Here is a 13,388-nt window from a genome sequence, read left to right as displayed (position 1 = left end):
GCGGACAGACCGGTCTTGCTGACCCACAGTGCCGGAAGCATATCGATTCTCCTCGGGCGCCGTTTTAACGACGCCGCGTGCTGATAATTAGGTCATCTGCAAGACGCGCGCCATGGCCGCCGAATTGTCTTCGGCGGTGCGCATCATCTTCACTTGCAATTCGAATTGGCGGGACAGCGAGAGGATCGCGGTCATCTCTTCCACGGCGTTGACGTTGCTTGATTCGAGAAAGCCCGAGGTGATTTCCATATTGGCATCCGCCAGCACCGGGCCTTGGCCCTTGAAGCGGATCATCCCGTCAGTGCCCTTCTCCATCTGCTTAAGGTCCGGATTGACCAGCTTCAACCGGTCCACCTCGGCCAGCACGTTAGGTGCCTCGCCAAGGGCGCGAATGCTGATGGTGCCGTCCTTGCCGATTTCGATTTTCTGCTCCGGCGGCACCGCAATCGGCCCGGCGTTGCCCATCACCGGCAAGCCATTGCCGGTACGCAAAACACCCAGGGCATCAACGTTCAAGCTGGCGGTACGCACATAGGCTTCGCTGCCATCGGGGGCTTGTACGGCCAGCCAGCCTTTACCGCCCACTGCCACGTCCAGATCACGACCGGTTTCCTGCAGCGAGCCTGGGGTGAAATCAGTACCCGGGCGTTCGCTCATGGCGTAGACCCGCGACGGATAACTGTCACCAAAGATCGGCATGGAACGCGCCTGCTCGAAATCCCGACGGAAACCATTGGTGGTGATGTTTGCCAGGTTGTTGGCGTGGGCACGCTGGGCCAGGGTGTTGTTGTGGGCGCCAGTCATGGAAACGTACAGCATCTTGTCCATGGTAATTCTCCGAGTGGGCTTGCCGCCGCGCTGCTCTATACAAGCTATAAAGCAATGCCTATGCCAGCACTCGAAAAATCATATTAACTTATTGATTTAAATAGATTTTAAAAAACAAAAAAGGCTCCACATGGAGCCTTCTAAATGCCAGCGCGGCGTACTTTTGCCGCCTGCGACAGGCGCTTGCCTGTCGCAGGCAACACTTATCAACGCAGGTTGATAATGGTCTGGGTCACCGCACTTTCGGTTTCAATGGTCTTGGCGTTGGCCTGGTAGTTGCGCTGCGCCACGATCAGGTTGACCAGCTGATCCGACAGCTCGACGTTGGAGTCCTCCAGCGCACCAGATTGCAGGGCGCCCAGGGTACCGCTACGCGGCGTCCCCACCACCGGTTCACCCGACTGGAAGGACTGCACCCAGGCAGTCTTACCCACCGGCGTCAGCCCTTGCACGTTGGCGAAGTTGGCCAGAATCACCTGCCCCTGCACCTTGGATTGACCATTGGTGTAGCGGGCAAAGATCACCCCAGTGTCATCGATTTCCAACCCAGCCAATTGACCGGTGGTGTAACCGTCCTGGCTGACCCGGTTTACCGCAAAGTTACTGGCAAACTGCGTTGAGGCGCGCACATCAACAGCCACACCCGCGGCGCTGGCAGTAGCGCCGTTGCCACTCCATACAGGCGGGATGGAATTGTCCGGCGCTGCCGGCACCCAGGTGGTCAGATTGATAAGACCATTGGCGTCAACGGTGAAACCGGTCGGCGTTGAGGCGATCAAGGCGGGAATATCCAACTGCCCGGCCGTGGTGAACTGTAGATCCACTGACGAAGGCGTGGTCAGTGTCGGATCATCCGGGTTACGCCCATCGATCAATACGTTCATCTGCCAGGTATTGGGACCCGTCTTGAGGAAGTACTGGGTAAATACGTGGGAGTTACCCTGGGTGTCGTAAATATTGGTCGAAGTCGACGAGTTATAGGTCGTCGGGTCCGACGGATTGAACGGTACGGTAGTCGGCACTTTATTGGTCGAGTTGAGGTTGAACACCTGCTCAAGACTCTCGGTTGCGCGGGGCTCCTGACTGGCAGTCTCGATACGTAAATCGTTGATGATGCCATTCTGCAAATTGCCATTGGCATCCACTGCATAGCCCTGCAGGCGATAACCGAAGTTGTTCACCATAAAGCCATCACGGTCGGTACCGAAATAACCGGCACGGGTGTAGCTCACTTCGCCATTGTTACTGGTCTGGAAGAAGCCGTTGCCATTGATCGCCAGGTCCAGGGCATTCTGCGTGTAATTGATATTGCCCTGATTGAACAACTGCGACACATCACCGAGCAGCACACCGCTGCCCTGCGGATTCGAGCCAGAACCCAACACAGACGCCGCATAGACATCGGCAAACTCAGCACGCGACTGCTTGAAGCCCGCAGTGCCGGCGTTGGCGATGTTGTTACCGGTCACGTTAAGGTCGCTGGTCGCGGCACGCAGACCGCTAAGACCGATATTGAAACCCATGGAAGACTCCTTTGCCGGACAGCCGGCGGCTAAAACCTGTTAGTTACTGACCGATCACCTGGACCTGCGACATTGGCACGCTGCCAAGCCCCGCCAGGTTCAACATCAACTCTTTGCCGCCCAGGGTCACACTGTCGACGTTGGCCGGCAGCATGGTGTAAAGCCCCTTGGTGCCATCGGCGTAGGTGGCCTGCGCCTCGAACTTGTAAGTGCCGGGCGGCAACAGATTGCCGCTGGCATCCTTGCCATCCCAGATAAAGCTGACATTGCCGGCCGCCTGCTCACCCAGGTTGACTCGGCCCACCGCAGAGCCGGCCTTGTCATAGATATTGACGTAGACATTGCTGCTGCTAACCGGCAGCACCAGGCTGGCCTTGAAGCTCTCGCTGGTATCGACCACCGCCTTATCACTCGGGATGATCACCTTGCGCCCGACCAGCGAGGACGCCTGCAACGCCTGGGACGACTGATAACCGGTGAGCAGCGAACCCATGCTGGTGTTCAGCTTCTCGATCCCCTCAACCTGACTGAACTGCGCCAGCTGGGCGATAAACTCACCATTGCCTTGCGGCTCCAGCGGGTTCTGGTTATTCAGCTGCGCCACCAACAGATTCAAGAACTCGTTCTTGCCGAGATCCTTATTGGTGGTGCGCTCATTTTTGATCTGGTATTGGTCCAGCGCCGAACCACTGACATCGCCAACAGTACTCATGGGGTTGCACTCCTTTTCCGTTGGCTTACTGACCGAGGGTCAATACGCGCTGCATCATCTGCTTGGCGGTGTTCATCATTTCAGTGTTGGTCTGAAAGGCCCGACTGGCAGAAATCATGTCGGCCATCTCTTCCACCACATTGACATTGGGGTAATACACATAGCCGCCGGCATCGGCTGCAGGATGGTTCGGCTCATAGCGCGGCATCAGGCTGCTCTGATCCTCGACCACACCCAAGACCTGCACGCCGACCCCGGCATTGTCCTGATCGGCAAACAGCGAACCACGGTCGCCGTTCTGCGCCGACTGGAACATGGTGGCGAACACCGGATGCCGCGCACGGTAGGTCTGATCGATGCTCGAGGAGACTGTCTCGGCGTTGGCGATGTTGCTGGCAATGGTATTCAGGCGAGTGCTCTGGGCACTCATACCGGTTCCGGCGATGTTGAAAACACTGGCTAGTGACATGGCATCAGGCTCCTATTAATCGCCGCGCAGGGCGCTGACCAGCCCTTTGAATTTGCTATTGAGAAAGGTAAAGCTGGCCTGGAACTGCACCGAGTTTTCCGCGTAATTGGACTGCTCGATCTGCAGGTCAACGGTGTTCTGATCAATCGAGGGATGGAACGGGGTGCGGTACGCCAGGCTGGCATCCCCGACCATCACGCCATCAGCCGGGATATGCTGGCTGTCAGTACGACTTAGGCTCACCTGGCCGCGCTGGCTTTTAGCGCTTTGCTCGGCCAGTACGGTGGCGAACTGCAGGTCACGCGCCTTGTAGTGCGGCGTGTCGGCGTTGGCGATGTTGTTGGCCAACACCTCGGCGCGCTGAGCGCGAAAGCCCAGTGCTTGTTCATGGATGCCGAGTGCCCGATCGAAACTGATGCTCATGGTCAGAAACCTTTGCCGGTTGGTGTTGCTACTTTCCGTGCAAGACCACAAGCAATGCCTGTGCCATATTATTTTTTACTTATTTATCAATAGGTTGATTGATAAATACAGTGCTCAGAGCGGCAAAGCGGCAAGCGCTTTCCGCCTATGGGCAAGCAAGCGGCAAACGAGTTTTGCCTAATTGCCGCTCACGCGGACAATTTCAGTGGCGGGCTGGGTGGCGTTGACTAATCAGCACGGGCTGCAACCCCTCACCTACCACCAACCGCGACACTCTGAGCACCGCCCGTCAGGCAATCCATAATCAACCACACACAGTTTTGACAAGCATTCTCATTAACATTAGTATCCGTCGCATTAGCCACTGCCCTGCCACGAGCCTTAATCATGTACGTGTGTCTCTGCGAAGGTATTACTGACGGTCAGATCCGCGAAGCCATCTACGAAGGCTGCTGCAGCTACCGTGACGTGCGCGCCACCCTCGGCGTTGCCAGCCAATGCGGCAAATGCGCCTGCCTGGCCAAGCAAGTGGTCCGCGAAACACTGAGCGACGTGCAAAACAGCCAAGCCGCTATGGCCTATCCGGCGAACTTTGTTGCCGCCTGAATTTAGCGATATAAAAAAACCGGACCCTGTGTCCGGTTTTTTATTGCTTTAATTCAATACCTTAGCGGCAAAGCGCAGAACTTAAGCATTCGTATTCATATTAATTTTAACTTTAAATTCAAATACTTAGGTTTGACAGCCGAAAACCATCGGCCCAGAATTTGACGCTAACTCCCCTGCAAGGCAGACGCAGACATGAAAGGCGACAAGAAGGTCATCCAGCATCTGAACAAGATCCTCGGTAACGAGCTGGTCGCGATCAACCAGTACTTCCTGCACGCACGCATGTATGAGGACTGGGGCCTGAAGAAACTCGGCGAGCATGAGTATCACGAGTCCATCGACGAGATGAAGCATGCGGACAAGCTGATCAAGCGCATCCTGTTCCTCGAAGGCCTGCCCAACGTGCAAGACCTCGGCAAGATCCTGATCGGTGAAAACACCAAGGAAATGCTCGAGTGCGACCTGAAGATCGAACACAAAGCGCATATCGACCTGAAAGCGGCAATTGCCTACTGCGAAAGCATCGGCGACTACGCCAGCCGCGAGCTGCTCGAAGAAATCCTCTGCTCTGAAGAAGACCACATCGACTGGCTGGAAACCCAACTTAGCCTGATCGAGGCCGTGGGCTTGCAAAACTACCTGCAGTCGCAGATGGACGAATAAACCAAAACGCTTGCGCCATAAACAACAAACCCCGCACTTGGCGGGGTTTGTTGTTTATGCAGCCTGCTTAGCTTAGGCGTCGGCTTTCTGCACGGCGTCTTTGATCAGTGTCTGCAGCTCACCCTTATCGAACATTTCCGCGAGGATGTCGCTGCCGCCGACCAGCTCACCACCGACCCACAGCTGCGGGAAGGTTGGCCAGTTAGCGTACTTAGGCAGGTTGGCGCGGATTTCCGGGTTTTGCAGGATGTCGACATAGGCGAATTTCTCGCCACAGGCCATCACAACCTGCGCAGCTTTGGAGGAAAAGCCGCACTGCGGAGCGTTCGGCGAGCCTTTCATGTACAGCAGAACGGTATTTTTAGCGATCTGCTCTTTGATGGTTTCGATGATATCCATTGGGCACCTCAGGACTTAACTTCCCGACTCACGGGTCGGCACGGTGGCGGCATTGTAGCGAAAAGCCGAGCGCAATGCTCGGCCTTCCCTGCCACTTTCCCTATGCCAAATATCAGCTGCTCAAGCGGCTTCAACCTGCACCGGCACCCCATTTAGCGCCGCATTGCCGGACAGGGCATCGAGCTGCCGCTCATCGGTCAGGTCATTGGCGCTGGCACCTGGTTGTTCGCTGGCGATGCTCATCTGTACGCCAGGCCGCGCATGACCCCAGCCATGCGGCAGGCTGACCACGCCGGCCATCATGTCTTCACTGGCAGCCACTTCCACCTCAATGACCCCGACCCGCGAGCGCACGCGCACCAGTTGGCCATCGGTTAACCCGCGCTGGCTCAGATCCACCGGGTGCATCAGCAGTTGGTGACGCGGCTTGCCTTTAACTAGGCGGTGATAGTTGTGCATCCAGGAGTTATTGCTGCGCACATGGCGTCGACCGATCAGCAGCAGCTCATCGGCCTTGGCCGTCGGCTGTTCAGCAAAGCGCTGCAGGTCAGCCATGATCACCGCTGGCGCCGCCTGAATATGCTTGTTAGCGGTTTTCAAGCGGCCTGCTAGGTTGGGCTTGAGCGCGCCCAGATCGAGGCCATGCGGGTGCTCGCGCAGCGCCGCCAAAGACAGCTTATGTTCCGACTTGTCGCCGTAGCTGCCAAAGCGCAGGCCCATGTCGATCATCTGCTCGGGGGCCATGGTCGGCTTTAGTTCCACGCCGGTTTTCACAGCAAAGGCTTTGGCCAGGCCGACAAAGATTTCCCAGTCATGCAGCGCGCCGGCCGGCTTGGCCAGCACCGCTTCATTGAAGCGGGTGACATTGCGCACCGCGAACATATTAAAGGTGGTGTCGTAGTGATCGTGCTCCAGCGGCCCGGTCGGCGGCAGGATCAGGTCGGCATAACGGGTGGTTTCGTTGATGTAGAAGTCGATGCTGAGCATAAACTCCAAGCCATCCAGCGCCTGCTCCAGCTGCCGGCCATTGGGCGTGGACAGCACCGGGTTGCCCGCCACCGTAACCAGCGCGCGCACCTGCCCTTCACCCTCGCTGAGCATTTCCTCGGCCAGGGCCGAAACCGGCAATTCGCCGCCGTACTCCGGCAAGCCGGACACGCGGCTCTGCCAGCGATTGAAATGCCCACCCGAAGTCGAGGCCACCAGGTCCACGGCCGGCTCGGTGCAGAGCACGCCGCCCACCCGATCGAGGTTGCCGGTGACCAGGTTGATCAGCTGCACCAGCCACTGACACAGCGTGCCGAAGGCCTGGGTGGAGACACCCATGCGGCCGTAACACACCGCCGACTCGGCAGCGGTAAAGTCGCGCGCCAACTGGCGAATCGTCTGCGCTGGCACGCCGCATTGGGCGCTCATGCTTTCGGCGGTAAACCCGGCAATCGCCTGACGCACTTCATCCAACCCATCTATCGCCAGATGACTGGCGCGGCCGAGGTTTTCCTCGAACAGGGTATTGAGCAGGCCGAACAGCAGCGCAGCATCCTGGCCGGGCCGCACGAATACATGCTGGTCAGCAATCGCTGCCGTTTCACTGCGGCGCGGGTCAACCACCACCAGTTTGCCGCCGCGCTTCTGGATGGCCTTCAGGCGCTTTTCCACATCCGGCACGGTCATGATGCTGCCGTTAGACGCCAGCGGGTTGCCGCCGAGAATCAGCATAAAGTCGGTGTGGTCGATATCCGGAATCGGAATCAGCAGGCCATGGCCATACATCAGATGGCTGGTCAGGTGATGCGGCAACTGATCGACCGAGGTGGCCGAATAACGGTTACGGGTTTTCAGCTGGCCGAGGAAGTAGTTGCTGTGGGTCATCAGGCCGTAGTTATGCACACTCGGGTTGCCCTGATACACCGCCACGGCGTTCTGCCCATGCTGCGTCTGGATCGTACTCAGGCGCTCGGCCACCAGCTCGAAGGCTTCATCCCACTCGATGGCCTGCCACTCATTGCCGACACGGCGCATGGGCTGACGCAGGCGGTCGGGATCGCTCTGGATATCCTGCAGCGCCACGGCCTTGGGGCAGATATGGCCACGACTGAAGCTGTCCTGGGCATCTCCCTTGATCGAGCGGATCTGCGTGGAACCGTCGTCCTGCACTTCGGTTTCAATGGTCAGGCCACAGATGGCTTCGCAGAGATGGCATGCACGGTGGTGGAGGGTCTTGGTCATGGCCGGGCCTCTTGTTTTAACGCGATGCGCTGAGCACCGTTAAGGCATGACTATGGCGGCTGGTGCTGACCTGCGCCAGCAGGGTTCGCTGCGTGAATTGCGCGGCATCAGGTCAGCCGATAGATGGTTCTCGCCCCCGCTCAGTTCACCCGCAAACCGCAGGCAATTTGCGCCTGATCGGCGTTTGCTTATAAGATCGCGACTTCCCCGTTTCGTCGCATAGTGCGGCCCCCCAGCCGCAGGTTCTGCCGTTTCTTCTATTTAATTAGGCCATTGAACCTGCGCCCAGCTGTCAAAAGGTAGTTAACGATGAGCGCAAGACACTTTCTCTCGCTGATGGATTGCACACCGGACGAACTGGTGAGCCTGATCCGCCGCGGCATGGAGCTGAAGGACTTGCGCAACCGCGGCGTGCTGTTCGAGCCGCTGAAGAATCGCGTGCTGGGCATGATCTTCGAAAAGGCCTCCACCCGCACCCGCCTGTCGTTTGAAGCCGGCATGATCCAGCTCGGCGGCCAGGCCATCTTCCTCTCGCCGCGTGACACCCAGCTGGGCCGTGGCGAGCCGATTGGCGACGCCGCCATCGTCATGTCGCGCATGCTCGATGCGGTGATGATCCGCACCTTCGCCCACAGCACCCTGACCGAATTCGCCGCTAACTCGCGGGTGGCGGTGATCAACGGCCTGTCCGATGACCTGCACCCCTGCCAGCTGCTGGCCGATATGCAGACCTATCAGGAGCATCGCGGCAGCATCAAAGGCAAGACCGTGGCCTGGATCGGCGACGGCAACAATATGTGCAACTCCTATATAGAAGCGGCCATCCAGTTCGACTTTCAGCTGCGCGTCGCCTGCCCCGAGGGCTACGAGCCGAACGCCACGTTCCTCGCCGCTGCGGGCGAGCGTGTGCAGATTCTCCGCGACCCGCGCGCTGCCGTTGCTGGCGCCCACCTGGTGAGCACCGACGTGTGGGCCTCCATGGGTCAGGAAGACGAGGCCGCCGAACGCCTCAAGCTGTTCCAGCCCTATCAGGTCAATCGTGCGCTGCTCGATGCCGCCGCAGAAGACGTGCTGTTCCTGCACTGCCTGCCAGCCCACCGTGGCGAGGAAATCAGCGAGGACCTGCTCGACGACCCGCGTTCGGCTGCCTGGGACCAGGCCGAGAACCGCCTGCATGTACAGAAGGCGCTGCTCGAATTTCTGGTTGAACCGGCGTACCACCACGCATGAGCCAAGCCCTGCTGAACCTGCGCGAGCTGAGCTGCGGCTACCCCGGACACAAGGTGGTGCAGAACCTCAACCTGCACCTGAATGCCGGCGACATCGGCTGCCTGCTCGGCCCTTCGGGTTGCGGCAAGACCACCACACTGCGGGCGATTGCCGGTTTCGAGCCGGTGCTGGAAGGCGAGATTCAACTGGCCGATCAGATTATCTCCAAAGCTGGCTTTACCCTGGCCCCGGAGAAACGCCGGATCGGCATGGTGTTCCAGGATTACGCGCTGTTCCCGCACCTGAGCGTGGCGGAGAACATCGGCTTCGGCATCCGCAAGCAATCCAATTGCGAGCGGGTTACCCAGGAGCTGATGGAGCTGGTCAAACTCGGCCACCTCGGCAAGCGCTACCCGCACGAGCTATCCGGCGGCCAACAGCAACGCGTAGCCCTGGCCCGCGCGCTGGCGCCGGAACCGCAATTGCTGCTGCTCGATGAACCCTTCTCCAACCTGGATGGCGAGCTACGTCGGCGCCTCAGCCATGAAGTGCGCGACATTCTCAAGGCGCGTGGCACCAGCGCGATTCTGGTCACCCACGACCAGGAAGAAGCCTTTGCCGTCAGCGATCACGTCGGCGTATTCAAGGAAGGCAAGCTGGAACAGTGGGACACCCCGTTCAACCTCTACCACGAGCCGCTGACGCCCTTTGTCGCGAGCTTTATCGGCCAGGGCTACTTTATTCGCGGCCAGTTGCTCAGCCCGGACTCGGTGCAGACCGAACTGGGCCTGATTCGCGGCAACCGCGCCTACACCTGGCCGACCGGCAGTGCGGTGGACGTGCTGCTGCGTCCGGACGATATCGTCTACGACCCGGACAGCACGCAAAAGGCGCTGATCGTCGGCAAAACTTTCCTCGGTGCGGCGACCCTGTATCGCCTGCAGCTGCCCACCGGCAGCCAGCTGGAGTCGATCTTCCCCAGTCACGCCGACCACCTGCCCGGCCAGCAGGTCGGCATTCGTGTGGCCGCCGACCATCTGGTGGTATTTCCCGCCCCGGGCAGCATTGCCGCCCAGGTCAACCTGGGGGAGTCAGGTGTGCGCCGCTACAGCAGCGACAGCTGACCTACCCCAACAGTAACCGGCCACTGGCAATCAACAGCGCCTGGCCGGCGATCTTTACTCGCTCACCAGACAGCTCACAGTGCAACTCGCCGCCGCGCGCCGAACACTGGAAGGCGCTCAGCTTGGTCTTGTCCAGACGCTGCGCCCAGTAGGGCGTAAGCATGCAGTGGGTCGAACCGGTTACCGGGTCTTCATTGATACCGATGGAGGGGGCGAAGTAGCGCGAGACAAAATCATGCCGCTCGCCGGGCGCGCTGATCAGCAAGCCCAACCCTGGCAACTTGGCCACTGCCGCCAGATCCGGTTGATAAGCCCGCACTGCAGCCTCGTTCGGCAGAATCGCCAACAGCTCCTGAATGCCCTGCCCTTCATGCAGCGCCAGCACGCTTTCTACCGGCACGCCCAGCGCCAGCTCAACCTCTGCGCGTAACTCACAGGGCTGTGCAAGCCGCACGGGGAAATCCAGCACCAGCTTGTCGCCTGCGCGGCTGACCCGCAGCGCGCCAGACAGGCAGGTGAAATCCAACACATCACCCGGCTCGCCATAGATATCAAACAACACATGGGCACTGGCCAGGGTGGCGTGACCGCACAGCGGCACTTCCGCCGCCGGGGTAAACCAGCGGATATGCCAGGCCGCGCCTTCCTTCACCACAAAGGCGGTTTCCGCCAGATTGTGCTCGGCGGCAATCTGCTGCATCAGGGCATCTTCAAGCCAGCTGTCCAGGCGATAAACCATCGCCGGATTACCGGTAAATGGCTGCGTGGCAAAGGCATCAACCTGGTGAAATTCAAGCTGCATGGGGCGACGCTCCTTATCTGTGATGGCGTAGAGCATGCCGCAGCACGGCAACGTGCGCCTACTACAGCGGCCGACGATTGCGCCGGTACAGCTGCACCGTCTGAATGCGCATCGGGCATCGACGGTGCACGGATTAATCGCCAAAGGTTCTTAAAAATTCACTAATTCGTCACAAATCAGCAACTTAGAAATCCTGGCACGCCGCCTGCTATGACCCACCCCGGTCAGCACAACGGCGTGTCTGCCACTCAACCGACAACGACGTCATAGCACCCTCTCCTTTCGAGACATGGGCGCTGTGGCGTTTTTTTTTTGCGTTTTTTGGCTTACAGGAAGACCGCTATGCGCATGATGAAACTGTCCCTGCTGTCGCTGGCCATTGCCGGCACCACCCTCAGCCACGCCGCCTTTGCCGAAGAATCCTTCAGCAACCTGTTCAGCGAGGCCAAGCCGATTCTCGATGCGCGCTACCGCTATGAGCATGTCGACCAGGACAACGCCCTCAAACACGCCAACGCGCAGACCCTGCGCACCCGCGTCGGCGTGCAGAGCGGCAAGTGGTACGGCCTGTCGGCGCTGATCGAGGCCGATAACGTCAGCCGCATCGGCGATGCGAGCTACAACGAAACCCGCAACGGCCAGAGCGAGTACTCGGTGGTCGCCGACCCGAATGGCAGCGAGGTCAACCAGGCCCTGCTGCGTTACGACCACCAATACGGCAGCGCCGTGCTGGGTCGCCAACGGATCAACCTGGATAACCAGCGCTTCGTCGGCGGCGTGGCCTGGCGGCAGAACGAGCAAACCTACGATGGCGTGCTCGGCCAGTTGAAGCCTCTGCAAGGCCTGACCCTGAGCTACGCCTATATCGACAACATCAACACCGTTTTCGGCCCCGGCAACGGCCGCTACGACAGCGCCGCCAACCCGGCCAATATCGAAGGCCACAGCCATTTGCTCAATGCCCAGTACATCCTGATGCCCGAGCTGACCGCCACCGCCTACCAGTACCGCCTGGGCCTGGACAACCTGACGGCGGGCAGCCAGTCGAGCAAGACCACTGGCCTGCGCCTCAACGGTGCCATCGCCGGCATCAGCTACGTGCTGGAATACGCGCAGCAGAGCGAATACGCCGACAACCCGCTGGATTTGGATAGCGACTATTACCTGGCTGAACTCGGTTACACCGTCCAAGGCGTGGCGCTGAAAGCCGGTTATGAAGTGCTTGGCGGCGACGCGGGCCCAGGCAACCGCGCCTTCCAGACCCCGTTGGCGACCAAGCATGCCTTCCAGGGCTGGGCCGATATGTTCCTGATGACGCCCGCTGGCGGCGTCAAGGATGCCTACGCCGGCATTAGTGCGCCATTGTTCGGCGGCACCCTGCAGGCCTGGTACCACGACTTTCGCGCCGAAGTAGGCAGCAGCCAGTACGGCGAGGAGATCAACCTGTCCTACGCCCACCCGATTCCCGGCGTGAAAGGCCTGGTTGGATTGGTCAAATACGCCAGCTACGACGCCGACGACTTTGCCGTGGATACCGACAAAGCCTGGCTGCAAGTGCAATACAGCTACTGATGCTCGCGGCCCCGGCAACGGGGCCGCTTTCGACTCAGGGTGTGCCCACCCCATAGGCCTGCAGCAGCTGCTGTAAACGGCCATTGGCCCGATAGCGCTGCACGCCCTGCTCGAACAACGCGAGATAGCGTGGGCTAGATTCCAGCGCCGGGGAAAACGCCAGGTAGATCGGCACATCCGGGGCGCGGCAACCGGCCTCACGCAACGCCCCCTCCCGCCCCTGGCTGGCCAGCATGGCTTGCATCACCCAAGCGTTTTCCAGCACCACATCCACGCGACCATGGATCAGCTTGCCGATATTCAAGGCCAACGCCGTATCACCGGCGGCAATCTGAATACGCTCGCTGTCACCGTGATGCAGGGCGATATAGGTGTTCAGCTCATCGCCGTAGCTGTAGTCATTGATTACCCCAAGGCGTTGCTCGGCGAGCGATGCGGTGCCGGTAAAGCGCCAGGTGGAGTCCGGCAAGGTAAAAAAGCAGCTACGTGACGACGCCACGGGCGTGGCGCCAAAGAGAAAGTCCGGGGCATCCTCGACGCCCGCACCGATTGCCGCATTCAACTGCCCACGGCGTACCTGCTGCAGAGTGCGCGCCCAGTTCAGCGCCTGGTAATGCACCTCAATACCGGATTCGGCAAAGATTTCCTGCGCCAACTCAACGAAGATGCCCGGCCGCCCCGAGTCTGGCTGACAATTCACCGGGCACCAGATATCCCCGGCAATCACCAGCGTCTCGGCTCGCGCCCAGCCGGCACAGCCCAGCAGCGCCAGCAACAATCCACGAGCAACCAGCTGACGGCATATCGACATGCAGGGCTCCACGAG

General features: G+C 59.7%; 14 protein-coding genes. 5 read left to right on the top strand and 9 right to left on the bottom strand.

Translation table 11 applies throughout. The features are described 5' to 3' along the window. Window positions 1-87: 87 nt before the first annotated feature. The 5 genes from Q8O69_RS03825 to flgB all read right to left on the bottom strand — a co-directional run bounded on the left by Q8O69_RS03825 (window position 88) and on the right by flgB (window position 3,955). Complete coding sequence (locus Q8O69_RS03825; RefSeq protein WP_305589695.1) at window positions 88-828, bottom strand: flagellar basal body rod protein FlgF; 741 nt, start codon at window positions 826-828, stop codon at window positions 88-90. Between the two features lie 206 nt (window positions 829-1,034). Continuing rightward, complete coding sequence (gene flgE / locus Q8O69_RS03820) at window positions 1,035-2,351, bottom strand: flagellar hook protein FlgE (protein ID WP_305589693.1); 1,317 nt, start codon at window positions 2,349-2,351, stop codon at window positions 1,035-1,037. Window positions 2,352-2,394: 43 nt separating this feature from the next. Next, a complete protein-coding gene (flgD, locus tag Q8O69_RS03815) occupies window positions 2,395-3,063 on the bottom strand; it encodes a flagellar hook assembly protein FlgD (RefSeq protein ID WP_305589691.1) in 669 nt (222 codons plus the stop codon). Between the two features lie 25 nt (window positions 3,064-3,088). Next, window positions 3,089-3,532, bottom strand: coding sequence for a flagellar basal body rod protein FlgC (gene flgC, locus Q8O69_RS03810; protein ID WP_275961269.1), 444 nt, complete (start codon window positions 3,530-3,532; stop codon window positions 3,089-3,091). Between the two features lie 15 nt (window positions 3,533-3,547). Next, entirely contained in the window at window positions 3,548-3,955 is a 408-nt protein-coding gene (gene flgB, locus Q8O69_RS03805) for a flagellar basal body rod protein FlgB (RefSeq protein WP_305589689.1), read from the bottom strand. A 387-nt stretch (window positions 3,956-4,342) separates the two neighbouring features. On the opposite strand from flgB, the gene Q8O69_RS03800 reads away from it, so the two are divergent. Both Q8O69_RS03800 and bfr read left to right on the top strand, forming a co-directional pair. Then, window positions 4,343-4,561 carry a bacterioferritin-associated ferredoxin gene (locus Q8O69_RS03800; protein WP_275961267.1) on the top strand — a complete coding sequence of 73 codons (219 nt, stop codon included), beginning with the start codon at window positions 4,343-4,345 and terminating at the stop codon, window positions 4,559-4,561. A 195-nt stretch (window positions 4,562-4,756) separates the two neighbouring features. Then, entirely contained in the window at window positions 4,757-5,227 is a 471-nt protein-coding gene (gene bfr, locus Q8O69_RS03795) for a bacterioferritin (RefSeq protein ID WP_296219633.1), read from the top strand. A gap of 72 nt (window positions 5,228-5,299) precedes the next feature. Here bfr and grxD read toward each other — a convergent pair whose 3' ends face one another. Beyond that, window positions 5,300-5,626, bottom strand: coding sequence for a Grx4 family monothiol glutaredoxin (gene grxD / locus Q8O69_RS03790; protein WP_090387563.1), 327 nt, complete (start codon window positions 5,624-5,626; stop codon window positions 5,300-5,302). A gap of 120 nt (window positions 5,627-5,746) precedes the next feature. Next, on the bottom strand, window positions 5,747-7,855 hold the full coding sequence (locus Q8O69_RS03785) for a molybdopterin oxidoreductase family protein (protein WP_305589686.1): 2,109 nt from the start codon (window positions 7,853-7,855) through the stop codon (window positions 5,747-5,749). 309 nt (window positions 7,856-8,164) lie between these two features. On the opposite strand from Q8O69_RS03785, the gene argF reads away from it, so the two are divergent. Together argF and Q8O69_RS03775 are read left to right on the top strand one after the other, a co-directional pair. Beyond that, a complete protein-coding gene (gene argF / locus Q8O69_RS03780; protein ID WP_305589684.1) occupies window positions 8,165-9,085 on the top strand; it encodes an ornithine carbamoyltransferase in 921 nt (306 codons plus the stop codon). Further along, complete coding sequence (locus Q8O69_RS03775; protein WP_305589682.1) at window positions 9,082-10,188, top strand: ABC transporter ATP-binding protein; 1,107 nt, start codon at window positions 9,082-9,084, stop codon at window positions 10,186-10,188. The genes argF and Q8O69_RS03775 overlap by 4 nt, the downstream gene beginning before the upstream one ends. A 1-nt stretch (window position 10,189) precedes the next feature. On the opposite strand, the gene Q8O69_RS03770 is transcribed toward Q8O69_RS03775, so the two are convergent. Continuing rightward, window positions 10,190-10,990: a PhzF family phenazine biosynthesis protein gene (locus Q8O69_RS03770; protein ID WP_305589681.1), complete on the bottom strand. Its 801-nt coding sequence runs from the start codon at window positions 10,988-10,990 to the stop codon at window positions 10,190-10,192. A 342-nt stretch (window positions 10,991-11,332) separates the two neighbouring features. Here Q8O69_RS03770 and Q8O69_RS03765 point away from each other — a divergent pair, with 342 nt between their 5' ends. Then, entirely contained in the window at window positions 11,333-12,562 is a 1,230-nt protein-coding gene (locus tag Q8O69_RS03765; RefSeq protein ID WP_305589679.1) for a hypothetical protein, read from the top strand. Window positions 12,563-12,596: 34 nt separating this feature from the next. Here the strand turns inward: Q8O69_RS03765 and Q8O69_RS03760 are convergent, their stop codons facing one another. Then, a complete protein-coding gene (locus Q8O69_RS03760; RefSeq protein WP_305589677.1) occupies window positions 12,597-13,373 on the bottom strand; it encodes an ABC transporter substrate-binding protein in 777 nt (258 codons plus the stop codon). Window positions 13,374-13,388: the final 15 nt, after the last annotated feature.

Origin of the sequence: Pseudomonas sp. (assembly GCF_030690725.1) — a bacterium.
GTDB lineage: Bacteria > Pseudomonadota > Gammaproteobacteria > Pseudomonadales > Pseudomonadaceae > Aquipseudomonas.
Note: the sequence above shows the minus strand (reverse complement) of the source record. Positions and strands in the feature narration are given on the sequence as shown.